General features: G+C 71.9%; 21 protein-coding genes and 1 tRNA gene. 16 read left to right on the top strand and 6 right to left on the bottom strand.

Annotation, left to right across the window (positions count from 1 at the left end):
- Positions 1–135: 135 nt before the first annotated feature.
- Positions 136–2,934 (top strand): penicillin acylase family protein, encoded by a 2,799-nt coding sequence (locus ACFPIH_RS04005; protein WP_381168212.1) that lies wholly within the window; start codon positions 136–138, stop codon positions 2,932–2,934.
- A gap of 65 nt (positions 2,935–2,999) precedes the next feature.
- On the opposite strand, the gene ACFPIH_RS04000 is transcribed toward ACFPIH_RS04005, so the two are convergent.
- Entirely contained in the window at positions 3,000–3,575 is a 576-nt protein-coding gene (locus ACFPIH_RS04000; protein ID WP_381168210.1) for a 5-formyltetrahydrofolate cyclo-ligase, read from the bottom strand.
- A 126-nt stretch (positions 3,576–3,701) separates the two neighbouring features.
- On the opposite strand from ACFPIH_RS04000, the gene galU reads away from it, so the two are divergent.
- From galU to ACFPIH_RS03965, 7 genes are all read left to right on the top strand, one after another.
- Entirely contained in the window at positions 3,702–4,613 is a 912-nt protein-coding gene (gene galU / locus ACFPIH_RS03995) for a UTP--glucose-1-phosphate uridylyltransferase GalU (protein WP_381168208.1), read from the top strand.
- Positions 4,610–5,935 (top strand): molybdotransferase-like divisome protein Glp, encoded by a 1,326-nt coding sequence (gene glp / locus ACFPIH_RS03990; RefSeq protein WP_381168206.1) that lies wholly within the window; start codon positions 4,610–4,612, stop codon positions 5,933–5,935. The genes galU and glp overlap by 4 nt, the downstream gene beginning before the upstream one ends.
- 62 nt (positions 5,936–5,997) lie before the next feature.
- Positions 5,998–6,477, top strand: a complete 480-nt coding sequence (gene moaC, locus ACFPIH_RS03985; protein ID WP_381168204.1) for a cyclic pyranopterin monophosphate synthase MoaC — start codon at positions 5,998–6,000, stop codon at positions 6,475–6,477.
- Entirely contained in the window at positions 6,474–7,073 is a 600-nt protein-coding gene (locus ACFPIH_RS03980; RefSeq protein WP_381168202.1) for a MogA/MoaB family molybdenum cofactor biosynthesis protein, read from the top strand. The genes moaC and ACFPIH_RS03980 overlap by 4 nt, the downstream gene beginning before the upstream one ends.
- On the top strand, positions 7,070–7,741 hold the full coding sequence (locus ACFPIH_RS03975) for a GNAT family N-acetyltransferase (protein WP_381168492.1): 672 nt from the start codon (positions 7,070–7,072) through the stop codon (positions 7,739–7,741). Before ACFPIH_RS03980 ends, ACFPIH_RS03975 begins: the two co-directional genes overlap by 4 nt.
- 130 nt (positions 7,742–7,871) lie before the next feature.
- The gene (gene sepX, locus ACFPIH_RS03970; protein WP_381168200.1) at positions 7,872–9,110 is read left to right on the top strand and encodes a divisome protein SepX/GlpR; all 1,239 of its coding nucleotides are present in this window, start codon (positions 7,872–7,874) and stop codon (positions 9,108–9,110) included.
- 81 nt (positions 9,111–9,191) lie between these two features.
- Positions 9,192–9,265: transfer RNA gene (locus tag ACFPIH_RS03965), tRNA-Ala, on the top strand.
- Positions 9,266–9,305: 40 nt separating this feature from the next.
- On the opposite strand, the gene ACFPIH_RS03960 is transcribed toward ACFPIH_RS03965, so the two are convergent.
- Positions 9,306–11,747 carry an FtsX-like permease family protein gene (locus ACFPIH_RS03960; protein ID WP_381168198.1) on the bottom strand — a complete coding sequence of 814 codons (2,442 nt, stop codon included), beginning with the start codon at positions 11,745–11,747 and terminating at the stop codon, positions 9,306–9,308.
- Positions 11,741–12,550 (bottom strand): ABC transporter ATP-binding protein, encoded by an 810-nt coding sequence (locus ACFPIH_RS03955; RefSeq protein ID WP_381168196.1) that lies wholly within the window; start codon positions 12,548–12,550, stop codon positions 11,741–11,743. Before ACFPIH_RS03955 ends, ACFPIH_RS03960 begins: the two co-directional genes overlap by 7 nt.
- 134 nt (positions 12,551–12,684) lie before the next feature.
- Here ACFPIH_RS03955 and ACFPIH_RS03950 point away from each other — a divergent pair, with 134 nt between their 5' ends.
- Both ACFPIH_RS03950 and ACFPIH_RS03945 read left to right on the top strand, forming a co-directional pair.
- Entirely contained in the window at positions 12,685–14,067 is a 1,383-nt protein-coding gene (locus ACFPIH_RS03950) for a sensor histidine kinase (protein ID WP_381168194.1), read from the top strand.
- On the top strand, positions 13,989–14,660 hold the full coding sequence (locus ACFPIH_RS03945; RefSeq protein ID WP_381168192.1) for a response regulator: 672 nt from the start codon (positions 13,989–13,991) through the stop codon (positions 14,658–14,660). Before ACFPIH_RS03950 ends, ACFPIH_RS03945 begins: the two co-directional genes overlap by 79 nt.
- Here the strand turns inward: ACFPIH_RS03945 and ACFPIH_RS03940 are convergent.
- Positions 14,650–15,132, bottom strand: coding sequence for a GNAT family N-acetyltransferase (locus tag ACFPIH_RS03940; protein ID WP_381168190.1), 483 nt, complete (start codon positions 15,130–15,132; stop codon positions 14,650–14,652). The genes ACFPIH_RS03945 and ACFPIH_RS03940 overlap by 11 nt on opposite strands.
- 77 nt (positions 15,133–15,209) lie before the next feature.
- Here ACFPIH_RS03940 and ACFPIH_RS03935 point away from each other — a divergent pair, with 77 nt between their 5' ends.
- On the top strand, positions 15,210–16,013 hold the full coding sequence (locus tag ACFPIH_RS03935) for an exodeoxyribonuclease III (RefSeq protein WP_381168188.1): 804 nt from the start codon (positions 15,210–15,212) through the stop codon (positions 16,011–16,013).
- On the opposite strand, the gene ACFPIH_RS03930 is transcribed toward ACFPIH_RS03935, so the two are convergent.
- A complete protein-coding gene (locus tag ACFPIH_RS03930) occupies positions 16,001–16,726 on the bottom strand; it encodes a MerR family transcriptional regulator (protein WP_381168186.1) in 726 nt (241 codons plus the stop codon). The two genes, ACFPIH_RS03935 and ACFPIH_RS03930, sit on opposite strands and share 13 nt — an antisense overlap.
- Positions 16,727–16,863: 137 nt before the next feature.
- On the opposite strand from ACFPIH_RS03930, the gene ACFPIH_RS03925 reads away from it, so the two are divergent.
- The 5 genes from ACFPIH_RS03925 to ACFPIH_RS03905 all read left to right on the top strand — a co-directional run bounded on the left by ACFPIH_RS03925 (position 16,864) and on the right by ACFPIH_RS03905 (position 21,308).
- Positions 16,864–18,393, top strand: coding sequence for a flavin-containing monooxygenase (locus tag ACFPIH_RS03925; RefSeq protein ID WP_381168184.1), 1,530 nt, complete (start codon positions 16,864–16,866; stop codon positions 18,391–18,393).
- Positions 18,390–19,259 carry an alpha/beta fold hydrolase gene (locus ACFPIH_RS03920; RefSeq protein ID WP_381168182.1) on the top strand — a complete coding sequence of 290 codons (870 nt, stop codon included), beginning with the start codon at positions 18,390–18,392 and terminating at the stop codon, positions 19,257–19,259. Before ACFPIH_RS03925 ends, ACFPIH_RS03920 begins: the two co-directional genes overlap by 4 nt.
- Positions 19,256–20,140, top strand: a complete 885-nt coding sequence (locus tag ACFPIH_RS03915) for an SDR family oxidoreductase (RefSeq protein ID WP_381168180.1) — start codon at positions 19,256–19,258, stop codon at positions 20,138–20,140. The genes ACFPIH_RS03920 and ACFPIH_RS03915 overlap by 4 nt, the downstream gene beginning before the upstream one ends.
- Positions 20,141–20,235: 95 nt before the next feature.
- Positions 20,236–20,403, top strand: a complete 168-nt coding sequence (locus ACFPIH_RS03910; RefSeq protein WP_381168178.1) for a hypothetical protein — start codon at positions 20,236–20,238, stop codon at positions 20,401–20,403.
- A gap of 152 nt (positions 20,404–20,555) precedes the next feature.
- A complete protein-coding gene (locus ACFPIH_RS03905) occupies positions 20,556–21,308 on the top strand; it encodes a hypothetical protein (RefSeq protein ID WP_381168176.1) in 753 nt (250 codons plus the stop codon).
- 8 nt (positions 21,309–21,316) lie between these two features.
- Here the strand turns inward: ACFPIH_RS03905 and ACFPIH_RS03900 are convergent, their stop codons facing one another.
- Positions 21,317–24,571, bottom strand: coding sequence for a S41 family peptidase (locus tag ACFPIH_RS03900; RefSeq protein WP_381168174.1), 3,255 nt, complete (start codon positions 24,569–24,571; stop codon positions 21,317–21,319).
- Positions 24,572–24,695 lie beyond the last annotated feature (124 nt).

Genomic DNA, 24,695 nt, shown 5'->3' with positions numbered 1-24,695 from the left:
CAAGATCGAACATCCTTCCGTGCTGGTACCCGACTCCGCGTCAAGGGCCGTGAGGCCCTGCGCCTATGGTTGCTTCAGCGCTCATTCAAAAGGACAGCCGGCCCTGCCGCTCGCGTTAGGACAGCTAGGACAGCGATGCCCCCCAATACCACCGCCACAACGGGTGACAAGCCCGGCAAGTCCGGCCGGAAGAAGGGGCGCAAAGCCCGTCTGATCGTGCTCGTACTGGTGCTGGCCGTCATCGGCGGCATCGCTTTCGGCGCCTACTGGTCCATCAGTACCGTCCGCGCCTCCTTCCCGCAGACCAAGGGTTCCATCACCCTCGACGGCCTGTCCGGGCCGGTGGACGTGAAGCGGGACGGGTACGGCATCCCGCAGATCTACGCCGACTCCGACGAGGACCTGTTCATGGCGCAGGGCTACGTCCAGGCGCAGGACCGGTTCTACGAGATGGACGTCCGCCGGCACATGACCTCCGGGCGCCTGTCGGAGATGTTCGGCAAGGACCAGGTCGACAACGACGAGTTCCTGCGCACGATGGGCTGGGACCGCGTCGCCAAGCAGGAGTACGACGACGAGCTGTCGGACTCCACGAAGAAGTACCTGCAGGCGTACGCCAAGGGGGTCAACGCCTACCTGAAGGGCAAGGACGGCAAGGACATCTCCCTCGAGTACGCGGCGCTCGGCTTCACCAACGACTACAAGCCCGCCGAGTGGACCCCGGTCGACTCGGTCTCCTGGCTGAAGGCGATGGCCTGGGACCTGCGCGGCAACATGCAGGACGAGATCGACCGCGCCCTGATGACCAGCCGCCTCGGCGCGCAGCAGATCGAGGACCTGTACCCGGACTACCCGTACAAGGTCGGCGACGAGTCCAACACGATCGTCCAGCAGGGCGAGTACGACGAGCTCACCAAGACGTTCCAGGCGAGCGACGACTCGTCCGACGGGTCCGGTACGTCCACCGGCGACTCCACGGGCACGTCCGGGACCTCCGGGAACTCGGGGACCTCCGGGGACACCGTGGGCCTGCAGAGCCAGCTGGAGGGCCTCTACAACGCCCTGGACGACCTCCCCACGGCCGTCGGGGTGAACGGCAACGGCATCGGCTCCAACTCCTGGGTCGTCTCCGGCAAGTACACGATCACCGGCAAGCCTCTGCTGGCCAACGACCCCCACCTGTCGGCCTCGCTGCCCTCCGTCTGGTACCAGATGGGCCTGCACTGCCGCACGGTCTCCAGCAAGTGCCAGTACGACGTCTCCGGCTACACCTTCGCGGGCATGCCCGGCGTGATAATCGGCCACAACCAGGACATCGCCTGGGGCATGACCAACTCCGGCGCCGACGTCACCGACCTCTACCTGGAGAAGCTCTCCGGCGACGGCTACGAGTACGACGGCAAGGTGCGGCCCTTCACCACCCGCGAGGAGACCATCAAGGTCGCCGGTGGCTCCTCGAAGAAGATCGTCGTCCGGCAGACCGAGGACGGCATGCCCCTGCTGTCCGACCGTGACAAGGAACTGGTGAAGGTCGGCCAGAAGGCCACCGTCGACCAGTCCGCGCCCGACCGCGGCGACGGCTACGGCATCGCCCTGAAGTGGACCGCCCTGGAGCCCGGCAACAGCATGGACGCCGTCTTCGCCATGAACAAGGCGAAGGACTGGGACGACTTCCGCGACGCGGCCAAGTCCTTCGACGTGCCCTCGCAGAACCTGGTCTACGCGGACACCGACGGGAACATCGGCTACCAGCTGCCCGGAACGATCCCCACGCGCGCGAAGGGCGACAACGGCTCCGTCCCGGTGCCCGGCTGGAACTCGAAGTACAAGTGGACCGGCACCATCGACTTCGACGAGCTGCCCTACGAGTTCAACCCGGAGCGCGGCTACATCGTCACCGCCAACCAGGCCGTGATCGACCCGGACAAGTACCCCTACACGCTCACCACGGACTGGGGCTACGGCACCCGCAGCCAGCGGATCACCGAGCTGATCAAGCAGAAGATCAAGGGTGGCGGCAAGATCTCCACCGACGACATGCGCCAGATGCAGACGGACAACAGCAGCGACATCGCCCAGGAGCTGGTGCCCGACCTCCTGAAGATCAACCTGGACGACCCGGACGTCCGCGAGGCGCAGGACTTGCTCCAGGGCTGGGACTACACCCAGGACGCCGACTCGGCCGCCGCCGCCTACTTCAACGCGGTCTGGCGCAACATCCTCAAGCTCGCCTTCGGCAACAAGCTGCCCAAGGAGCTGCGCGTCGAGAGCCAGTGTCTGTGGGTCGACCCGGTCAACAGCACCAACCCGGTCGACGACACGCAGAAGGTCCGCGAGTGCGGCCAGCGCGAGGCCGACCAGGCGCAGCCGGACGGCGGCGACCGCTGGTTCCAGGTCGTGCGCAACCTGATGGACAAGACGGACAGCGCCTGGTGGACCACGCCCGCCTCGGGTACCCGTCCCGGCGCCGACCACAACCGTGACGACCTGTTCAAGCGGGCCATGATCGACGCCCGCTGGGAGCTGACCGCGAAGCTCGGCAAGGACATCGACACCTGGAGCTGGGGCCGGCTGCACCGCCTGTTCCTCAAGAACCAGACCCTGGGCACCTCCGGCCCCGGCTTCCTGAAGTACGTCCTCAACCGTGGCCCGTGGCGGCTCGGCGGCGGCGAGGCGGCGGTCGACGCGACCGGCTGGAACGCGGCCGGCGGCTACGGCGTCGTATGGGTGCCCTCGATGCGCATGGTGGTCAACCTCGACGACCTCGACAAGTCGAAGTGGATCAACCTCACCGGCGCCTCCGGACACGCCTTCAGCGCCCACTACACCGACCAGACCGACAAGTGGGCCGCCGGCGAACTGCTCGACTGGTCCTTCTCATCCAAGGCGGTCGGCAAGAGCACCACGGACACCCTGGTACTCAAGCCCTCCTGAACGACTGAGCAACCGAGTAGCGAGTGAATGAGAGTGGCCCTCCACGCGCGCGTGGAGGGCCACTCTCATGTGAACCGCCGCACCCCCGACGGCGTCACCACCGCCCGCACCGGCCGGTCGTGCGCCTCCACGGGCACCCGCTCGACGACCTCGGTGTCGTACAGGAGCACCACCAGCGACGGGCGCGCCCCGGCGCGCTCCAGACGGGCCAGCACGCGGTCGTACGACCCCCCGCCGCGCCCCAGCCGCATACCGCGCGCGTCGACCGCGAGCCCCGGCAGCAGCACCACGTCGGCGCCGGTCACCGCGTCCGGCCCGAGCCGCTCCCCGGAGGGCTCGAGGAGCGCCATGCGCCCGCCGTGCCGGACCTCGGCCAGGGAGCCTTCGCCGGCGTACGCACCCCAGTCCAGGTCGTTGTCCGGCAGCAGCGCGGGGAGCAGGACGCGTACGCCCCGCGCGCGCAGTGCGTCCAGCAGCGCGAGCGTGCCCGGCTCGGTACCGACGGAGACATACGCGGCGACCGTGCGAGCTTGCGCCAACTCGGGCAGCTCCAGAGCCCGCTCGGCCAGCGCGGCCCCGGCCGCCCGTACGTCACCCGCCGTCAACCTGTTTCTCACGGTGAGGAACTCTCGTCGCAACATTCGCTTGTCAGGCTCGGGTGCCTGGTTGCTTGCGTGGTGCACCTGTAACGCCCCAATCCGTTCATATGAGCACCTATTAACCGGAGCTACAGATTCCTCTCAAAGTCACCGGATAAGGTTGCCGCCATGACTCAGTCGCACCCCAGGATCAGCAAGGCTGTCATCCCCGCAGCAGGCCTCGGTACCCGGTTCCTCCCGGCGACCAAGGCCACTCCCAAGGAGATGCTGCCGGTCGTGGACAAGCCCGCGATCCAGTACGTGGTCGAGGAGGCCGCCTCCGCCGGTCTCGACGACGTCCTCATGGTCACCGGACGCAACAAGCGCCCCCTGGAGGACCACTTCGACCGCAACTACGAACTCGAGTCGGCCCTCCAGAAGAAGGGCGACGCCGGGCGCCTCGCCAAGGTCCAGGAGTCCAGCGACCTCGCCACCATGCACTACGTGCGCCAGGGCGACCCCAAGGGCCTCGGTCACGCAGTCCTGTGCGCGGCCCCGCACGTCGGGCACGAGCCGTTCGCCGTCCTCCTCGGCGACGACCTCATCGACCCCCGCGACCCGCTGCTGCAGCGGATGATCCAGGTGCAGGAGCAGTACGGCGGCAGCGTCGTCGCGCTCATGGAGGTCGCCCCCGAGCAGATCCACCTCTACGGCTGCGCGGCCGTGGAGATCACCACCGACAGTGATGTGGTGAAGGTGAACGGCCTGGTGGAGAAGCCGGACCCGGCGGACGCCCCGTCGAACTACGCGATCATCGGCCGCTACGTCCTCGACCCGAGCGTGTTCGACATCCTGCGCGCCACCGAGCCGGGCCGCGGCGGCGAGATCCAGCTCACCGACGCCCTCCAGCAGCTCGCCATGGACGAGAAGGTCGGCGGCCCGGTGCACGGCGTCGTCTTCAAGGGCCGCCGCTACGACACCGGCGACCGCAGCGACTATCTGCGTGCCATTGTCAGACTCGCGTGCGAACGTGAAGACCTGGGCCCGGACTTCCGGACCTGGCTTCGCAGTTACGTCACCGAGGAGATGCAGGCACTTTGAGCACCGCCGCGCCGCGCCCCACCGACCGGGACCACCTCTGGTCGGTGGACGAACACCTGGAGGACATCCTCGCCACCGTCCGCCCCCTGGACCCCATCGAGCTGCAACTGCCCGACGCCCAGGGCTGTGTCCTGGTCGAGGACGTCACGGTGACGGTCTCCCTGCCGCCGTTCGACAACAGCTCCATGGACGGGTACGCGGTACGGGTCGCGGATGTCGCGGGTGCGAGCGAGGAGTTCCCGGCGGCCCTGGAGGTCGTCGGGGACATCGCGGCGGGCCAGGCCGCCGACCTGCTCTTCGTGGGCCCCGGGCAGGCCGCCCGGATCATGACCGGCGCCCCCCTGCCGTCCGGCGCCGAGACCGTCGTACCCGTGGAGTGGACCGACGGCGGCCTCGGCGAGGGTCCCGTCGACGGGATGCGGGCCCGCGGCCTCGCCCCCGAACAGGCCGGCGGGCACGTGCGTGTGTACCGTCCTGCCGAGGCACGCGCGCACGTACGCGCGATGGGCAGCGACGTGAAGGCCGGGGACCGCGCCCTCGAAGCCGGAACCGTCGTCGGACCGCCGCAGATCGCCCTGCTCGCCGCGATCGGCCGCGGCACGGTACGCGTACGCCCCCGCCCGCGCGTGGTCGTCCTGTCCACCGGCAGCGAACTCGTCCAGCCCGGGGAACAACTCGGCGACGGCCAGATCTACGACTCCAACAGCTTCGCCCTGACCGCCGCCGCGCGTGACGCCGGCGCCATCGCCTACCGGGTGGGCGCGGTCGCCGACGACGTCGACACCCTCCGCGCCACCATCGAGGACCAACTGGTCCGCGCCGACCTGCTGGTCACCACCGGCGGAGTGAGCGTGGGGGCGTACGACGTCGTCAAGGAGGCGCTGTCGTCCGTGGGCGACGAGGACGAGGCGGGCAGTGGCATCGAGTTCCGCAGGCTCGCCATGCAGCCCGGCAAACCACAGGGCTTCGGCTCCATCGGCCCCGACCACATCCCCCTGCTGGCGCTGCCCGGCAACCCGGTGTCGTCGTACGTCTCCTTCGAGCTGTTCGTCCGCCCCGCGATCCGCACCCTTATGGGACTGCCGGACGTCCACCGGCCCACCACGCGCGCGCGGCTGACCGCGGACAAGGCGCTGACCTCGCCGAAGGGGCGCAGACAGTTCCTGCGCGCCACCCACGCCGACGGCACCGTCCGCCCCGTCGGCGGCGCGGGTTCCCACCTGGTGGCGGCCCTCGCGCACGCCGACGCGCTGATCGTCGTACCCGAGGACGTGGAGTCGGTCGAACCGGGCGCCGATGTCGAGGTGGTCCTGCTCGGCTGACCGCCCCTGGTTGGGGGTACCGTGTCGCGCACAACAGGCCCGACCGGGAGCGCCGACAGAGCATGAGTACGCACGACCGACTGACGCACATCGACGACTCGGGCGCCGCCCGCATGGTCGACGTGTCCGGCAAGGACGTCACGGCGCGCACCGCCCGCGCCAGCGGTCGCGTCCTTGTCTCACCGCGCGTGATCGAGCTGCTGCGCGGCGAGGGCGTCCCCAAGGGCGACGCCCTGGCCACCGCGCGGATCGCGGGCATCATGGGCGCCAAACGCACCCCGGACCTGATCCCGCTGTGCCACCCCTTGTCGGTGTCCGGTGTGAAACTGGACCTGTCGGTCGCGGACGACGCCGTGGAGATCACGGCCACCGTGAAGACGACGGACCGCACGGGCGTCGAGATGGAGGCGCTCACCGCGGTCTCCGTCGCCGCGCTCACCGTGATCGACATGGTGAAGGCGGTCGACAAGGGAGCGGTCATCACGGACGTACGGGTCGAGGAGAAGACGGGCGGCAAGTCGGGCGACTGGAGCCGGGCATGAGCGAGGGACCGTATCGCGCGCTGGTGGTGACCGCGTCCAACCGGGCCGCCGCCGGGGTCTATGAGGACAAGGGCGGCCCGCTGATCGCCGAGGGCCTGAAAGGCTTCGGCTTCACGGTCGACGGCCCGCGGGTGGTGCCCGACGGCGACCCGGTGGAGGCCGCGCTGCGGGCGGGTGCCGAGGCCGGGTACGACGTGATCGTCACCACCGGCGGCACCGGCATCTCGCCCACCGACCGCACCCCCGAGGCGACCCGCGCGGTGATCGACCACGAGGTCCCCGGCATTCCGGAGGCGATCCGGGCCTTCGGCCGCGAGAAGGTGCCCACGGCGGCGCTCTCCCGGGGCCTGGCCGGGGTCGCGGGCCGCACGCTCATCGTTAATCTGCCCGGTTCCACCGGCGGTGTGAAGGACGGCCTGGCCGTCCTGGAGCCCCTGCTGGTCCACGCCGTCGATCAGCTCCGTGGCGGCGACCACCGCGCACCGAGCCACCCCGCACCGAGCCACCCCGCACCGAGCCACCGCGGACCGAGCCACCCCGGCCCCAGCCATGTCAGACAGAGCCACGTCAGACCGAGCCACGGGGGTGCCAGCTGAACAGCCCAGCCTGGCCGGTCGAACTCGCGGAGGGCGATGTCGTCCTGCGGCCCATAAAGCTGCGTGACCAGCGGGCCTGGCGCGAGGTCAACCGGCGCAACCGGGACTGGCTGCGCCCCTGGGAGGCGACCATTCCGCCGCCCGCGCCGAGCGGGCCGATCGCGCACCGGCCGACCTATCGCCAGATGGTCCGGCACCTGCGCTCCGAGGCCCACGCTGGCCGGATGCTGCCGTTCGTCATCGAATACCAGGGGCGGCTCGTCGGGCAGTTGACGGTCGCCGGAATCACCTGGGGATCGATGTGCTCCGGACACGTCGGCTACTGGGTGGACCAGTCGGTGGCCGGCCGGGGCGTGATGCCCACGGCCGTCGCGCTGGTCGTGGACCACTGTTTCCGCACCGTCGGACTGCACCGCATCGAGGTCTGCATTCGCCCCGAGAACGGGCCCAGCCGCCGGGTCGTGGAAAAACTCGGATTCCGTGAGGAAGGGCTCAGACCGCGCTATCTCCACATCGACGGAGCCTGGCGCGACCATCTCGTCTTCGCGCTGACGTCGGAGGAAGTGCCGGAGGGCCTGCTGAGCCGCTGGCGCCGAACCCGCCGTGAGAGCGACTCGGCGAATCACTCACAGAACACACATGGGAATCACAGCGGGCCCGGTAATTGAATACGTGTTCGATAATGATCGGATGCTGATTGCATCGGTCACACAAAAAGCTCGAAATATCAGCCAGATCGTGCGACACACCGGCCCAATTGGCGGATGGCCTCACGCAAACCCCTCTACCGTGTGAGGCGTGAGCAGCAGCGGCCTCATCTACGCAGTCATTGTCGGGGCCTGGGCCGCCTACTTGGTGCCAATGTGGCTCCGTAGGCAGGACGAGCTGAACGAGGCCCGTCCGACGGAACGCTTCAGCACCGCCATCCGGCTCCTGTCCGGACGGGCGGGCATGGAGCGCCGGTACGCCAAGGACCTGCGGGCGCGCTCCACCGAGGAGGGGGAGCAGGGCGCCGACGTCCCGGACGCCGCCACCGACTCGGTGGACGTCCGGGCCTTCGCCATGCCCCCGACACACCGGCAGCCGGCCCAGCCGACCCGACCCGCACGGGAACAGCGGGAACAGCGGGAACAGCCGCCGGCCAAACCCGCGCCCGACCAGGCAGCCGGCCCGACGCCCGCGCGTGAGGGAGGCGCGGCACCGGCCCGCCAGCGTGTTCCGGCAGCCCAGCGCACGCCCGCCGCGCAGGCCGCCGCCGCGCGCGCCAAGCGCTCGAAGGCGCTCGCGCGCCGTCGCCGAACGACCGTGATGCTGTTCCTCGCGTTCACCCTCGGCGCGGTCGTCGCGGCCGTCGGCGGACTCACGTTCCTCTGGGCACCCGGCGTGCCCGCCGTCCTGCTCAGCGGCTACATCGCCTACCTGCGCTCCCAGGAGCGACGGCGCTTCGCCTACCAGATGGACCGCAGACGCGCCGAGGCCGCCGCCCAGCGGCTGCGGGAACGCCAGCCCCGCCGCCGGGCACCGGCGTCCGCCGCCGCGACCACCGACCCCGGCCCGGACGCCGGCGCAGAGGAGCCGCACGAGCGGCCCGAGCCGGAGACCGACCCCGGACTGCTCGCCCTCGCCGCGGACCGCAGGGCGCTCGTCGAGCAGACCGACCACGCCGAGTGGATCGACCAGCAGCGGGAGCGCCAGCGCCGCCCCGGCCACGGCGAGAGCTGGGACCCCGTCCCGGTCCCGCTGCCGACGTACGTGACCGCACCCGTGGCGCCGCGCGCGACCTCCGACGTGGACCTGGAGGCGCCGGACGCCTGGAGCTCTGCCCGCTCCAGCACGGTCACGCCGGACCAGGAGGCGACGGAGGACCGCGACGCCGGGGAGGCGGACCAAGCGGACCACGGCGAGGACCGTCCCGAGGGCGACGAACGCAGCGACGCCCGCCGCGCGGCCTCCGCCCGCCGCTCTCGCGAACGCCTCCGCACCCCGCTGTTCGACCAGTACGAGGACGGCGAACGCCCCCGTGCCGCCAACGAGTGACCCGCCCCGAGCCCCCGCCCGGCCTCGGGGAACGGATTTCCAAGCACGCCGACGGGGGTGCTAGAGTTTCACTCGTTGCAAGGGCCTGTGGCGCAGTCTGGTAGCGCACCTCGTTCGCATCGAGGGGGTCTGGGGTTCAAATCCCCACAGGTCCACGCAGCATAGAGCCTCCGTCGGCGGAAGTCGGCGGGGGCTCTATCGTGTTCGGGGGGCGATGGTCGCCGTCACCGCTGTCGCCGCGCAGGCCGCTGTCGTCCAGGCAAGTGCCTGCCAGGGGACGACGATCGTCGCCGGGGCGGAGAGCAGGTGCAACGCGCCCCACATTCCGGCGAGGTTGGCCGCCGTGACCAGTGTGCCCAGCAGGGCGCCCACTCCTACGACGGCCAGGGCCTCCGCGATGGTGAACCGCAGGATCTGACCCCGTGACGCCCCGGCCAGCCGCAGGACTGTCGCGTCCCGGCGGCGGTCGGCGGATGCCATGAGGAGGGTGTTGGCCAGGGAGATGCCCGTGTAGACGAGTGCGATGCCCAGGACGAGGAGAACGCCGAGGCGGGTTGTGCGGTTGCTCTGCGGACTGGACGCCCGCACCCACTGCGACTTGGTCAGCACCCGCACGCCGGACGCCGCCCGCAGTTCCGTCGCGACCGCTGCCGGATCGGCGTCCGCGCGGGTTCGTACGTCGACCCGGTTCACGCCCGCGCCGCCCGAGTTGGCCGTGCTGACGTAGACGCCGTTGTCTCCGGTGCCGGTGGCCAGTACCGCGGCGATGCGCAGGGTTCGGGCCGTGCCGTCGGCCAGCCAGACCCGCACCCGCTGACCCACCCGGTGCCGCGCCCACTCCTCGGTCACGATGATCGAGTCGTCGTCGAGGTCCGTGACCCGGCCGGACGTCACCGGCAGGCTGACGGTCCGCGCCCAGCGCGCCGGATCGACCGCCCGCGCCTCCGACTTCACCAGCGCGACCCCGTCCTCCAGGGTGTAGACGGCGGTGGTCGCGCCGATGGAGGCGCCGGGAACGCGCCTCAGGCTCTCCAGCGCCGTCGGCGACAGTGTCGTACCGCCGGCCGCCGTCACCATGAAGTCCGCCGTCGTCTGTTGGCGCACCTCCGCCGCGCGGGCCTCGTCGAGCGTGGCCGTCGCGCCCAGCAGGGAGCCGGCGAGGGCCACCGTGACCAGGACGGGCGCGGCCACGGCCGCGGTACGGCGGCCCCCGGTGACCGCGTGCTCCCGGACCAGGAGGCCGATCACGCCCGGCAGCCGGGGCAGCAGCGGGCGTACCAGGGCCGGGGCGAGCAGGGCCACCGCCGTGATGAGCAGCATCGGGCGGCTGATGTACGTCTTGCGGTGCAGCAGTTCGCCGGGGTCGGTCAGGAGGGCGTACGCCAGGGTCGCGCACGCCGTGCCGAGCAGCGCGGTACCGCACAGCAGGCGCCCGGGTGTCAGTGCGCGCCCCTCGACGGACGCCTCGCGCAGGGCCTGCGCCGGCGCGATCCGCCCGGCCCGGCGGCTCGCGGCTGCCGCACCGCACAGGGCGACCGACAGGCCCGTCCAGAAGGCGAGGTGGTAGGGCCAGGTGTGGCCGCCGATCGCGTACCAGGCCGGCGCGAGGCCGCCGTCCACCACCAGCCGGGTCAGCCACGGGGCGCCGTACGAGCCCAGCGCGCAGCCGGCCGCCGAGGCGAGCGTGCCGACCAGCAGGGCCTCCGCCAGGACCGACCGGCGGAGCTGGCCGGGAGTGGCACCCGTGGTGCGCAGCAGCGCGAACTCGCGGCGGCGCCGGTCGACCGCGAAGGCGAACGTGGAGGCGACGACGAACACCGATACGAAGGCCGTCACTCCGCCCGCCGTGCCGAACAGGGCGTTCAGGGCGGTGAGTGCCTCGGCGTCCCGGTCGGGGTCGGCGTCCGCGAAGCGGCGGGCGTCGCCCGTGAGCACGCGCGCGTGCGAGCCAACGGCCGAGCGGACCGCCGCCGGGTCGGCCGCCACCACCAGCTGCCGCGTGCCGTCCGGGGCCAGCCGGGCGGCCTGCGCGTCGGTGAAGAACATCGCGTTCTCGAAGCCACGCGCGTGTACGCCGTCGCCACGCGCGTGTACGCCGTCGCCACGCGCGTGTACGCCGTCGCCACGCGTGTGTGCCGTTCCCGTGACCCGTACCGTGCCGTCCGTCGTGTGGAGGCGGTCGCCCACCGTCGCCCAGGTGCCCGTGGTCACGACCTCGTCGGCCGTCCGGGGCGCGCGGCCGGTGCTCAGTTCGTACGGGGCGAAGCGCGCCGTCGACCAGGGGTGCCCGACGAGGGCTTCCGGGCCGCCGTCCGGCAACGGGACGGGGAAGGACCGGTCCTCCGTGACCGGGCCGAGGGCGCGGAGCGCGGCCATGGTGGCGGACGGGATCGCGAGGGGTTGCGGGAGCCTCGCCGTGCGCTCGCCCGTCGCCGTCGCCACCCGCAGGGTGTCCTGCCCCCGCACCACCACCGGCGCCGCCGCGAAACGTTCCGGGGCGCGTACGGGGGCCTCCTGGGCGGCGGCCAGGGCCTGGCCCATCACCGTGAGCAGTCCGACCCCGAGGGCGAGGGCGACGAAACTGCCCACGAAGGCGGTCCAGCGGGCGCGCAGCGTGCGCAGTGCGACGCTCAGCACGGGCTCGCCCCCAGAGCCTCCCGAGCCCCCAGAGCCCCCAGAGCCTCCTGAGCCCCCAGAGGCGCGACCTTCGTCTCCAGACCGGCCATCGTCGCCGCGATGCGCTCCGGGTCCGTCCCCGCCCCCGTCAGCTCGCCGTGTACCCGGCCGTCGACCAGGAAGACCACGCGGTCCGCGTACGACGCGGCCAGCGGGTCGTGGGTGACCATGACGACGGTACGGCCGTCGTCGTCGACCATGGCGCGCAGGAGGGTGAGCACCTCGCGGCCGGTCGTCGAGTCCAGGGCGCCGGTCGGTTCGTCGCCGAAGAGCACCTCGGGGCGGGTGATCAGGGCTCGGGCGAGGGCGACGCGCTGCTGCTGGCCGCCGGAGAGCCGGTCCGGCCGGTGTCCCGCGCGGTCGCCGAGACCGACCTGCCGCAGGGCCTCGCGCACGTCGGCCTTCGCGGGGCGGCGGCCGGCGAGGCGCAGGGGGAGGGCGATGTTCTGGGCGGCGGTCAGGGCCGAGAGCAGGTTGTACGACTGGAAGACGAATCCGATGCGCTGCCGTCGCAGCAGGGTCAGCCGGCGCTCGCTCAGCCCGGTCAGCTCGGTGCCGCCGATCCGCACCGACCCCGAGGTCGGGCGGTCGAGTCCGGCGGCGCACTGCAACAGCGTCGACTTGCCCGAGCCGGACGGGCCCATGACGGCGGTGAAGGAGCCGTGGGGGAGGGTGAGCGTGACGTCGTCGAGTGCGGCGACACCGGCGTCGACAGGGCCGTATCGCCGGTGTAGGGACGTCAGTTGGACGGCGTGTGTGGTCATGGGTCCACGAAACCGCGCGCACCCGGGGCGGGTCTGTCGGGCAGGGGCGAGAGTCGGGGTAGGGCCAGGCATACCCCCGAGGCTCCGGCTGCGGGTATGGCAGGGACTCATGAGCTCCTCCTACGGTGATCCCCATGCATCCGCGCCCGGCTTCCACCGTGATCCGCACGCACCCCCCGAACATGTGGCAGGCGTTGTCCCGCCCGGGCTACCTGCTCTCGCCGTGGCCCTGGCGTGCCGGCGCCTATCTGCTGACGGGCGCCCTCGGCGGGGCCGTCGTGCTGGTGGGGCTGGTGGTGTGGGTGGCCGTCGGCGGGGTGCTCGCGGTCGTGCTCGTGGGGCTGCCCCTGCTCGCGGTCACCGTGCTTCTCGGGCTGCCGGTGGCCGCGCTCGAGCGGCGCAGGCTGAGCTGGGTCGACCCGGCGCCCGCGCCCGGCGCGCACGCCGAACTCCACGCGCCCGGTGTGCGCGCCTGGCTGACCACCCGTCTGCGGGACCGCGCGACCTGGCGCGAGCTGGTCCACACCCTGCTCACCGCCTGCCTCCTCTGGCCGGCCGAGGCGCTCGTGCTGATCGTCGCCCTGTTCCTGCCGGCGGCGATGGCCGCGACCCCGCTGCTGCTGGCGACGGCCGGCGGCGGCCGGGAGATCAAGGTGGTGAAGCTGTGGACGGTCACCGGCCAGCCCGCCGCGTTCGGCTCCGCCGCGCTCGGTGTGCTGCTGCTGGCGGCCGGCGCGTACGTCCTCGGTGCCGCCGCCTGCGCCCGGGCCGCGCTGACCCGCCGTCTGGTCGCCCCGGGTGACGACGAGGGGCAGGCCAGGGTGGTCGAGCTGACCCGGTCCCGGGCCCGCCTGGTCGACGCCTTCGAGGCGGAGCGGCGCCGCATCGAACGCGATCTGCACGACGGTGCCCAGCAGCGTCTCGTCGCCCTCAGCATGGCGTTGGGCCTGGCCCGGCTCGACGCCCCGCCCGACGGCCGGCTGGCCGAGCAGCTCGCGCGCGCCCACGAGGAGGCGGGCGCGGTGCTCGCCGAACTGCGGGAGCTGATCCACGGCATCCACCCCAAGGTGCTCGCGGACCACGGCCTGGGGGCGGCCCTCGCCGACGCCGCCGACCGGTCGCCGGTCCCGGTGGACGTGGAGTGTGCGCTGCCCGGGGCCCGGCTGCCGCAGGCGGTGGAGGCGGCCGCCCACTTCGTGGTCCGCGAGGCGCTCGCCAACGTGGCCCGGCACAGCGGGGCGGCACGCGCGCGTGTACGGGCGGAACACCGGGACGGGCGGCTGCTCGTGCTGGAGGTCGGCGACGACGGCCGCGGCGGTGTCGACAGCACGCGCGGCACCGGTCTCACCGGGCTCGCGGACCGAGTGTCAGTGCTGGATGGAACACTGTCCGTGACCAGCCCGCCCGGCGGACCGACCTTGCTGCGTGTGGAGATCCCTTGCGAGCCGATGCCGAATCAGGACGAACCCTCCGTGTCGTCCTCGCCGAGGACAGCGTCCTCCTCCGCGACGGCCTGACGGCCCTGCTCGCCCGCTTCGGCCACGAGGTCGTCGCGGCGGTCGGGGACGCGCGTGCGCTGCTCGCCGCCGTGGCCGAGCACACCCCCGACGTCGTCGTCACCGATGTCCGGATGCCGCCCGCCTTCCAGGACGAGGGGCTGCGGGCGGCGGTCCAACTGCGCGCGGAGCGGCCCGGCCTGCCGGTCCTCGTCCTGAGCCAGTACGTCCAGCGCGCCTATGCCGCCGACCTCCTCGACTCCGGTGACGGCACCGGAGTCGGCTATCTGCTCAAGGACCGGGTCGGACAGGTCGCGGAGTTCGTCGCCGCGCTCCAGGAGGTCGCGGTCGGCGGTACGGTCGTCGACCCGGAAGTCGTACGGCAGTTGCTGCGCCGCCGCCGAGATCCGCTGGGCCGGCTGACCCCGCGTGAGCGGGAGGTGCTGGCGCTGGTGGCCGAGGGGAAGTCCAACGGCGCGATAGCCAGGACGCTCGTGGTCTCGGAGGCGGCCGTCGGCAAGCACATAGGCGGCATCCTCACGAAACTCGACCTGCCGCCGGCCGACGACACCCACCGCCGGGTGCTCGCCGTACTGGCCTACCTCAGGAGCTGAGCGGCTTGGCGAAGCAGCGGCTCGACTCGTACGCGCGGTAGTAGCCGAACTTGCCGCACGGCTCGTACCCGCTGGAGGTGTACAGGGCGATGGCCTCCGGCTGCTCGGTGCCGGTCTCCAGGACCATCCGGACCCGCCCGGCCACCCGCGCGTCCGCCTCCAACTCGGTGAGCATCCGCCGCGCCAGGCCCAGCCCGCGCATGTCCCGCACGACGAACATCCGCTTCAGCTCGGCATCGCCGTCCTCGTTGCCCTCGCCGTTCTCGTCCTGGCTGCGCCAGCCGCCGGTGGCCACGGGACGGTCGTCCTCGTCGTAGGCGATGAGGTACACCCCGCGCGGCGGGGCGAAGTCGGACGGCTCCAGGACCGTGGCGTCACCGCCGTCGCCGTAGCGCTCGTGGTACTCGGCCTGGACCTCGTCGTTGAGCTTGACGGCGTCGGGGTGGTCGAAGGCGACCCGGCGTATCTTCATGTCACTCACAGTATGTCTATGCGCAATCAGGGGAATCGGAACAAGGACGCCGTCCAGTGTGCCGGTATCGTGCCCGGGTGCTGACTGTGACCTCCGTGAATGTCAACGGGCTGCGTGCCGCCGCGAAGAAGGGTTTCGTGGAGTGGCTCGCGGACACCTCCGCCGATGTGCTGTGCCTCCAGGAGGTGCGTGCCGAGCCGGAGCAACTGCCCGAGGCGGTCCGCGCGCCCGGGGGCTGGCACGTCACGCACGCCCCGGCCACCGCCAAGGGCCGCGCCGGCGTCTCCCTCTACACGCGCCGCGAACCGGACGCGGTCCGGATCGGCTTCGGCTCGGCCGAGTTCGACGGCAGCGGACGCTATGTCGAGGCCGACCTGCCCGGTGTGACGGTCGCCTCCCTCTACCTCCCCTCCGGCGAGGTCGGCACGGACCGCCAGGACGAGAAGGTCCGCTTCATGACCGGGTTCCTGGCCCACCTCAAGGACCTGCGCGAGCGGGCCGCCGCCGACGGCCGCGAGGTCCTGGTCTGCGGCGACTGGAACATCGCCCACCAGCCCGCCGACCTCAGGAACTGGCGCGCCAACCAGAAGAACTCCGGCTTCCTGCCGGAGGAACGGGAGTGGCTGACCCAGGTCTTCGAGGCGGCGGACGGGGGATACGTCGACGTCGTGCGGGCCCTGCATCCGGAGGTCGAGGGGCCGTACACCTGGTGGTCGTACCGGGGACGGGCCTTCGACAACGATTCGGGTTGGCGCATCGACTACCACGTCTCGACGCCCCGGCTCGCGGGCAAGGCCGTCAAGGGGCTCGTGGAGCGGGCGGCCACGCACGCCGAGCGCTGGTCGGACCATGCGCCGGTGACGGTGGTCTACGACCTCTGACCGCCCTCAAGTCCCCGGCCGTCAAGTTCCCGGCCGTCAAGTCCCTGGCCCTCAAGTCCCTGGCCCTCGAGCCGCCGGCCCTGAAGCCGTCGGTCCAGGGCCAGTGAGAGTTCTGCCTCGACCACGCTTCTGGCCAGTGGGCGCAGGCGGGGGAGGGAGTCCTCGTCCGTGTGGCGCAGGACGAGGGCGGTGAAGATTTCGGCGAGGGCGTCGGTGTGTTCGCGGACGCGGGCGCCCGCCGCCAGGACCTCGGCGAGGGGGATGCCCTCGCGGACCAGGGCGGCCGAGACGTCGAGGAGGCGGCGGCTGATGTGGACGATCTCGTCGCCGTCGGTGCCGAGGTAGCCGAGTTCGAGGGCGGCGGCGAGGTTCTCGGGGGTGACCTGGCCCTCGAAGCGGGCGGCGAGTTCCTCGGGGGTGAGGCGGATCGGCTCCTCCTCGGTGGGGCCGCCGAGGCCGATCAGGTCGGCGACGTCGCGGCCCTGGTCGAGGGCGTCGGCCAGTTCGCCGATGCCGGTGAGGGTGTGGCCGCGTTCCAGGAGGGCGGCGATCGTGCGCAGCCGGGCCAGGTGATGGTCGTCGTACCAGGCGATACGGCCCTCGCGGCGGGGCGGCGCGAGCAGTTTGCGCTCGCGGTAGAAGCGCAGGGTGCGCACTGTGATGCCGGCCTGCCTGGCCAGCTCCTCCGTCCGGTATTCGCGCTTGTCCGCCACGCCGGAAGCCTATGTTGTACCGACGGTAACTTTCCCTCTTCCGGACCCTACCGCTCGGTACGGACCTGCTCTACGCTCCCATTGCGCCAGCGTTCACTGGCAGAGTCGAGCAGAGTCGCACGGCAGGAGGGGACGACATGACCGAACACGTACGGGTCGCGGTGATCGGGTCCGGGTTCGGCGGGCTGGGGGCCGCTGTGCGGCTGCGCCGGGAGGGCGTCACCGACTTCGTCGTCCTGGAGCGGGCGAGCAGCGTCGGCGGCACCTGGCGGGACAACAGCTATCCGGGGTGCGCGTGCGACGTGCCGTCCCATCTGTACTCGTTCTCCTTCGCGCCCAACCCCGACTGGCCGCGCACCTTCTCCGGGCAGGAGCACATCCGGGCCTATCTGGAGCATGTGACCGACCTCTTCGGTCTGCGGCCGCATCTGCGCTTCGACTCCGAGGTGCTGCGGATGACCTGGGACCCGCGGGAGCTGCGGTGGGACATCGAGACGAGCGGCGGGCGACGCTACCTCGCCGATGTGGTGGTGTCGGCGACCGGGCCGCTGTCTGATCCGAAGGTGCCGGACATCCCGGGGCTCGACACCTTCCCCGGCAAGGTGTTCCACTCCGCCCGCTGGGAGCACGGGCACGATCTCGGCGGCCTGCGGGTCGCCATGGTCGGCACGGGCGCCTCGGCGGCCCAGATCGTGCCCGCCATCCAGCCCCTCGTCTCCCGGCTGACCCTCTTCCAGCGCACCCCGCCCTGGGTCATGCCCCGCGTCGACCGGCCCATCAGCGGCGCCGAGCGCGCCCTGCACCGCGCGCTGCCCGTCACCGCCCAGCTGCGGCGCGGACTGCTGTGGGGGATCAGGGAGTTGCAGGTCCAGGCGTTCACCAAGCGCCCCAACGAGCTCGGCATCGTGGAGCAGTTGGCCAAGCGGAACATGGCCCGTGCCATCAAGGACCCCGCCCTGCGGGCGAAGTTGACCCCCGACTACCGCATCGGCTGCAAGCGGATCCTGCTCTCCAGCGCCTACTACCCGGCCCTCGCGCAGCCCAATGTGGACGTCGTCGCCAGCGGGCTCAGTGAGATTCGCGGGTCCACGCTCGTCGCCGCCGACGGGAGCGAGGCCGAGGCCGACGTGATCGTCTTCGGTACGGGCTTCCATGTCACCGACATGCCGATCGCCGACCGGGTCGTGGGCGCCGACGGGCGGACCCTCGCCGAGAGCTGGAAGGACGGCATGCAGGCCCTGCGCGGGGCCTCCGCCGCGGGTTTCCCCAACTGGATGACGATCATCGGGCCCAACACCGGCCTCGGGAACTCCTCCATGATCCTGATGATCGAGTCCCAGCTGAACTACATGGCCGACTACCTGCGGCAACTGGACGTCCTGGGGGTCCCCCCAGGCCCTCGAGGCACTGGGGGAAGGCGCGTGGCCCTCGACGCCCGCCCGGGCGCCGTGCACGCGTGGAACCGGCGCGTCCAGGACCGTATGACACGGACGGTGTGGAACACCGGCGGCTGCACCAGCTGGTACCTCGACGCGAACGGCCGCAACACCACCGTGTGGCCGGGGACGACGAGCGAGTTCCGGCGGGCGACACGGCAGGTGGACCTCGCGGAGTACGAGGTGCTGCGCGCGCCCGCCACGCTCAAGAGGGACCAGGTGACGGCGTGACGCGCGAGCTGACCGTCGTCTCCGCCGACGGCTCCCCGCTGCACGTCGAGGTCCACGGCCCCGAGGGCGCGCCCGCCGTCGTGCTCGCCCACGGCTGGACCTGCTCCACCGCCTTCTGGGCCGCCCAGATCCGCGATCTGGCCGCCGACCACCGGGTCATCGCCTACGACCAGCGCGGCCACGGACGCAGTCCGGTGAGCGCCGTGTGCACTACGGACGCGCTCGCCGACGACCTGGAGGCCGTGCTGCGGGCGACGCTCGCGCCGGGCGAGCGGGCGGTCGTCGCCGGGCACTCCATGGGCGGGATGACGGTCATGGCGGCGGCCGGGCGGGCCGGCTTCCGGGAGCACACCGCGGCCGTCCTGCTGTGCAGCACCGGTTCCTCGAGGCTGGTCGCCGAGTCCACCGTCGTACCGATCGGGGCGGGCCGGTTGCGGACCTGGCTGACCCGGCACATCCTCGGGTCGAGGGCGCCGCTCGGGCCGGTCACACCGGTCGCGAAGAGGATCCTCCGGTACGCCACGATGGGCGCCGGAGCCGCCCCGCACATGGTGGAGGCGTGCGCGCGGATCGTGCACGCCTGTCCGCGCCGGGTCCGGCACGCCTGGTCGGACGTCCTGCACCTGCTCGATCTCGACCACGGCGTACGGGAGTTGACCGTGCCGACGGCCGTCGTGGTCGGGACCGCCGACCGGCTCACGCCGCCGGTGCACGCCCGCCGGATCGCCGCCGCGCTGCCGCAGTGCGTCGGACTGACCGAACTGCCCGGACTCGGGCACATGACCCCCGTCGAGGCACCCGACCTGATCACCGCCAGGATCCGCGAACTCGTATGCACGTACCCGCAGTTGAAGGAGGGCGCATGAGCAGGGTGAGCCTCGAGGGGCAGGTCGTCGTGGTGACCGGCGCGGCGCGGGGCGTGGGGGAGCAGCTCGCCCGCAAGCTGTCGGCGCGCGGCGCGAGGATCGCGCTGGTCGGCCTGGAACCCGACGTGCTCAAGCAGGTCTCCGAGCGGCTGCACGGCGACAGCGACCACTGGTACGCCGACGTCACCGACCACGAGGCGATGTCCCGGGTCGCGGCGGAGGTGAAGGAACGCTTCGGCAAGGTGGATGTCGTCGTCGCGAACGCGGGGGTGGCGTCCGGCGGGCCCTTCGTGGACTCCGATCCGCAGGCCTGGCGGCGGGTGATCGAGGTCAACCTCATCGGGTCGGCGGTGACCGCCCGCGCCTTCCTGCCGGTGCTGATCGAGAGCCGCGGCTATCTGCTGCAGATCGCCTCCCTCGCCGCGATCACACCCGCGCCGATGATGACGGCGTACTGCGCGTCCAAGTCGGGTGTGGAGGCGTACGCGCACTGTCTGCGCGCCGAGGTCGGCTACCGGGGGGTGCGGGTCGGGGTCGGGTATCTGTCCTGGACCGACACCGACATGGTGCGCGGCGCCGACCAGGACGAGGCGATGCGGGAGTTGCGGCAGCGGCTGCCGTGGCCGGCGAGCAAGACGTACCCGCTGGGGCCCGCCGTCGACCGGATCGTCGCCGGCATCGAGCGGCGGTCGAGCCATGTGTACGGACAGTGGTGGCTGCGCGGGATGCAGGGCGTGCGCGGCTACCTCCCCGGGCTCATCGGGACCGTCGGACAGCGGGAGGTGAAGCGGTTCGCGCCCCGGCTGGAGGGCATGCGGACGGGGCTGGTGGGGGCCGGGGGCGCGGCCGACGAGGAGGCTCGCGCTACGCAGCGTAGTTGATCGAAATGCGCGGTGTGTCCGCCCGTGTGAGTCTGGTCGAGGCCCCGGCGTGCCGGGGTCCTCACCCCCCTCATCTCCCACAGGAGTGAACCCACATGGGCATGAAGGACAAGTTCCAGGACAAGGCCGAGCGGATGCAGCAGCAGGCCAAGGAGAAGGCCGACCAGGCCAAGCAGCAGATGCAGGGCCGTCGCCGGGACACGGACGAGGAGACCGAGCGGATGCGGCGGGAAGACGAGGACCGCCTCGACCGCGACGCGTAGCCGCCGCGCTCGGCTCCGGCCGCTCACGTGGGGCGCCCTTCTCCTTCGGGAAGGGCGCCCCTCTTGGCGCCCCTCTTGGAACCCCTTCTCGTGGGCAACTCCGTGCTGCACACTGCTGGTTGACGCAGGCGCGAGGACGGGGGGTGCCGGCGATGGGGCAGGACCTGACGATCAACCTCGTCGCCTCGCTGCTCGCGTTCCTCGCGGGCTGGGCCGGCCGCGCCCTGCTGCACTACCGGCGGACCAGGCGGCCGGCCGCGCGGGTCTGGCGGCTGGACCGGAGCAGGCGCGTGGTGATGGTCATCGGGGAGTCCCGCAGATCTCCGTCCTCGTACTCGAAGATCCCCGAGGCGGACGCCACGGCGGCCATGAATCTGCGTCAGTTCCTGTCCCAGGAACTGCGGTTGCACGAGGTGGCCATGGTCCGGGCCGGTGCCTTCCGCATGGCGTCCGACGCCGAGGAGAACCTGATCGTGGTCGGCGGGCCGGTGCACAACGCCATCTGGCAGCCGATGGCCGACCGCCTGCACGCGCCCTACGAGTTCCGCCGCTGCCCCGACGAGTACCGGATCGTCTGCGTCGACAGTGGCGAGGAGTACGGCGAGTCGGCGGTGGACGGGATGACGCTCGTGGACCACGCCATCGTCCTGCTGGCCCGCAATCCCTTCGCCCCCGCCAGCCGGCTCGTGATGGTCGCGGGGTGCGCGCTGCTGGCCACGACGGCTGCGACCCAGCTCTTCGCTCGTGGGGAGATACGGGCGCTGGCCGGGGCGTATGACATGTCGTCGCCGTTGGCGCTGGTGGTGCGGGTGGAGAGTGTCGGGGGGTATGTGCGGCGGCCCGAGGTGGTGGCCGCGGCCAATTTTCCGCAGGCGTCGGCCGGTGCGTCCGCGTCGAGCGCTTGACCAGAGACCTAAAAGCCCTGTCGTGGAGGCAGCTTGGGGCGGGAGCGGTCCGGTACGGAGCTGTGGTCGGGCGGCGATGCGGGAGGGTTGGTGGTGAGGAGGTCCAGGGCCAACCGGACCGCGTCGTCGAGTTGGGCGTGGCGGCCCTCGGCCCAGTCCAGGGGGGTGCGGAGGATCTCCAGGTCGGGGATGACGCCCCGGTTCTCGACGGTCCAGCCGTACTCGTCGAACCAGGCCGCGTTCATCGGGACCGTGATCACCGTGCCGTCGCCGAGCTGGTGGCGGCCGGTCATGCCGACCACCCCGCCCCAGGTGCGCTGCCCCACCACCGGGCCCAGCTTCAGCAGCTTGAACGCCGCCGTGATCATGTCGCCGTCCGAGGAGGTCGCCTCGTCGGCGAGGGCGACCACCGGGCCGCGCGGGGCGTTGGAGGCGTAGGACACCGGCTGGGCGTCGCGGGTGAGGTCCCAGCCGAGGATCGTGCGGGTCAGCTTCTCGACGACCAGCTCGCTGATGTGGCCGCCCGCGTTGCCGCGCACGTCCACGATGAGGGCCGGCCGTGACACCTCCATGCGCAGGTCGCGGTTGAACTGCGCCCAGCCGGAGCCGCCCATGTCGGGGATGTGCAGATAGCCGCACCGGCCGCCGCTCAACTCCCGTACCACCTCGCGCCGTTTGGCCACCCAGTCCTGGTAGCGCAGGGGGCGTTCGTCGATGAGCGGTACGACCGCCACGCGGCGCGCTCGGCCCGCCTCGCCCTCCGCCGGGGTGAACGTCAGCTCCACCGTCGTACCGCCCGCCCCGGCGAGAAGCGGATACGGGCCGGTCAGGGGGTCCACCGGGCGGCCGTCGACGTGGGTGAGCACCGCGCCCTCCCGGATGCCGGTGCCGGCCAGCGGTGAACGCGCCTTGGAGTCCGAGGACTCGCCGGGGAGGATGCGCCGGACCGTCCAACCGCTGTCCCGGTGCACGAAGTTGGCGCCCAGCAGGCCCTGCCGGCGCTCGTAGTGCGGGGGGCCCTCGTTGCGGCGGGCGGGGGTGACGTACGCGTGCGAGGTGCCCAGTTCACCGAGGACTTCGCGCAGCAGGTCCGCGAACTCGTCGGGGGAGGCGACCCGTTCGACCAGCGGGCGGTACTGGTCCAGGATCCCGTCCCAGTCGATGCGGCACATCCCGGGGTCCCAGAAGTAGGCGCGGATGAGCCGGCCCGCCTCGTCGTACGACTGCCCCCACTCGGCGCCGGGATCCACCTCGTGCAGGATGCGGCGCAGGTCGATCCAGACCGTGGAGTCCAGGTCCCCGGACTCGCTCGACGGCACCGCGCGCAGCTCGCCCTCGTCGACGACGACCAGCCGGGTGCCGTCGCCGCTGACCGCGAACCAGTCGAGGTCGCCGACGAGTTCGGACTTCTTCGCCTTGCTGATGCTGAAGTACTCCAGTGTCGGGCGCCCGCTGGTGTCGTCCGGGTTGGCGAAGGTCTCGCCGAGCGCGCCCGAGATGGGCCAGCGCAGCCAGACCAGCCCGCCGCCCGCGACCGGGTACATCGCGGAGTACTTGGACGCGGTGACCGGGAAGGGGGTGACCCGGCTCTCCAGTCCCTCGGTCTCGACGGTCACCGTCCCGTCGGCGCCGTCGTTCTCGTCCTCCGCCGGGTCCAGGCCCCCTGCGGCCGGGCGGCCCTCCGGGTTCAGCGCGAAGGGGGAGGGGGTCGCCGACGACAACGGCACCAGGTAGGGACGGCAGCCGAGCGGGAAGGAGAGATCGCCGGTGTGGACGTCGTACACCGGGTCGAAGCCGCGCCAGGAGAGGAAGGCGAGGTAGCGGCCGTCGCGGGTGAAGACCGGGTTCTCGTCCTCGAAGCGGCCGTTGGTGACGTCGACGATGAGCCGGTCCTTCATCCGGGCCATCTTGATCTGCCGCAGGGAGCGGCCGATGCCCGGGTGCGACCAGGTCAGCCATGCCCCGTCCGGGGAGAACGCCAGGTCGCGGACCGGGCCGTTGACGGACGCGATCAGCTCGGTGACCTCGCTGTTCGAATCTTCGGTCGCGTCGATGAGGAGCAGTCGGCCGTCGTGGGCGGCGAGGGCGAGGCGTTCGCCGTCCGGGTCCGAGACCAGCTCCAGGACGCGGCCGACTTCGCCGGAGGCCAGCCGCCGGGGCGCGCGGTCGCCGCTCGCGCGCGGGAGGTAGGCGATCTCGACGGCGTCCTCGCCCTCCGCGTCCGTGACGTACGCGACCTGTCCGCCCGAGCCGAGCATCTCCGGGAGCCGGACCCGTACGCCGGGCGTGTCGGTGATCGTACGGGCGGGTCCGTCGCGATGGGTCAGCCAGTACAGGCTGCCGCGTACGACGACGGCGCTCGCCCGGCCGGTCTCGTCGACCGAGATGCCGTCCACGTGCTGGGCCGCCGGGATCTGGTACGGCCGCCGCCCCGCGCGCGGCCCGCCGAGGCGTACGTCGATCCGGCGCGGCTCGGCCCCCGCCGACAGGTCGTCCACGATCCACAGGTCCCCGGCGCACTGGTACACCACGCGCGTGCCGTCGCTCGCGGCGTGCCGGGCGTAGAAGGCGTCGTGGTCGGTGTGGCGGCGCAGGTCGGAGCCGTCGTGGGCGCACGAGTAGAGGTTGCCGACGCCCTCGTGGTCGGAGAGGAAGGCGACCCGGCCGCCCACCAGGAGGGGCGAGTGGAGGTGGCCGTCGAGGTCTTCGAGGAGCCGCTGTCCGTGCAGCCAGAGGCGGCCGGTGGCGCCGCCCCGGTAGCGCTTCCAGGCGGCCGGTTCGTGCGGGGGCGTGCCGGTGAGGAGCAGGGTTCTGCGCTCGTCGTCGAGGTCGGCGACCTGGATGTCGGAGACCGGGCCCCAGGGGAGCTTGCGGCCGGGGGAGCCGTCGGTGGGGACCTTGTAGGCCCAGGTGAAGTAGGAGAACGGTTCGTTGTGGGAGGCGACCGCCAGGATGTCCGACCTCCCTTCGGAATCCTCGGGTGTCCAGCCGCGGACCTGGGTGTCGTGGCTGCCCCAGTACGTCAGCCGGCGTCCGGGTCCGCCGTCCACCGGGACCAGGTGGATCTCCGGGACGGCTCCGCGCCAACTGGTGTAGGCGAGCTGCCGGCCGTCGGGGGAGAAGCGTGGCGGTCCGGCCTTGGCGCGGTCGACGGTGAGCCGCCAGGCGCGGTCCGGGCGGTCCAGCGGGGCCAGCCAGAGATCGTCCTCGGCCACGAAACACAGCAGGTCGCCGCTGAGGTGCGGCAGGCGCAGATAGCTCACTCGTCCATGCTTTTCCCCCGGAAGGGGCAGGGCAACTCGTACACCTTCGTGCGCCCTCGCTTATGCGCTCTTCACGGACGTGAGCCAGCGCACGTACGAAACCGTTTCGTTTCGATGATTCTCA

Source organism: Streptomyces vulcanius, from assembly GCF_042653945.1.
GTDB classification, from domain to species: domain Bacteria; phylum Actinomycetota; class Actinomycetes; order Streptomycetales; family Streptomycetaceae; genus Streptomyces; species Streptomyces mangrovi.
This window is presented reverse-complemented; position numbering and strand designations above follow the sequence as displayed.

What these genes read in the sequence shown, in the direction of transcription:
- moaC (WP_381168204.1), top strand. Translation starts at nt 5,998, where the DNA reads ATGAGTACGCACGACCGACTGACGCACATCGACGACTCGGGCGCCGCC.
- ACFPIH_RS03950 (WP_381168194.1), top strand. Translation starts at nt 12,685, where the DNA reads ATGCATCCGCGCCCGGCTTCCACCGTGATCCGCACGCACCCCCCGAAC.
- ACFPIH_RS03955 (WP_381168196.1), bottom strand. Translation starts at nt 12,550, where the DNA reads ATGACCACACACGCCGTCCAACTGACGTCCCTACACCGGCGATACGGC.
- ACFPIH_RS03905 (WP_381168176.1), top strand. Translation starts at nt 20,556, where the DNA reads ATGGGGCAGGACCTGACGATCAACCTCGTCGCCTCGCTGCTCGCGTTC.
- ACFPIH_RS03915 (WP_381168180.1), top strand. Translation starts at nt 19,256, where the DNA reads ATGAGCAGGGTGAGCCTCGAGGGGCAGGTCGTCGTGGTGACCGGCGCG.
- ACFPIH_RS03980 (WP_381168202.1), top strand. Translation starts at nt 6,474, where the DNA reads ATGAGCGAGGGACCGTATCGCGCGCTGGTGGTGACCGCGTCCAACCGG.
- ACFPIH_RS03910 (WP_381168178.1), top strand. Translation starts at nt 20,236, where the DNA reads ATGGGCATGAAGGACAAGTTCCAGGACAAGGCCGAGCGGATGCAGCAG.
- ACFPIH_RS04000 (WP_381168210.1), bottom strand. Translation starts at nt 3,575, where the DNA reads ATGTTGCGACGAGAGTTCCTCACCGTGAGAAACAGGTTGACGGCGGGT.
- ACFPIH_RS03940 (WP_381168190.1), bottom strand. Translation starts at nt 15,132, where the DNA reads ATGAAGATACGCCGGGTCGCCTTCGACCACCCCGACGCCGTCAAGCTC.
- ACFPIH_RS03925 (WP_381168184.1), top strand. Translation starts at nt 16,864, where the DNA reads ATGACCGAACACGTACGGGTCGCGGTGATCGGGTCCGGGTTCGGCGGG.
- ACFPIH_RS04005 (WP_381168212.1), top strand. Translation starts at nt 136, where the DNA reads ATGCCCCCCAATACCACCGCCACAACGGGTGACAAGCCCGGCAAGTCC.
- galU (WP_381168208.1), top strand. Translation starts at nt 3,702, where the DNA reads ATGACTCAGTCGCACCCCAGGATCAGCAAGGCTGTCATCCCCGCAGCA.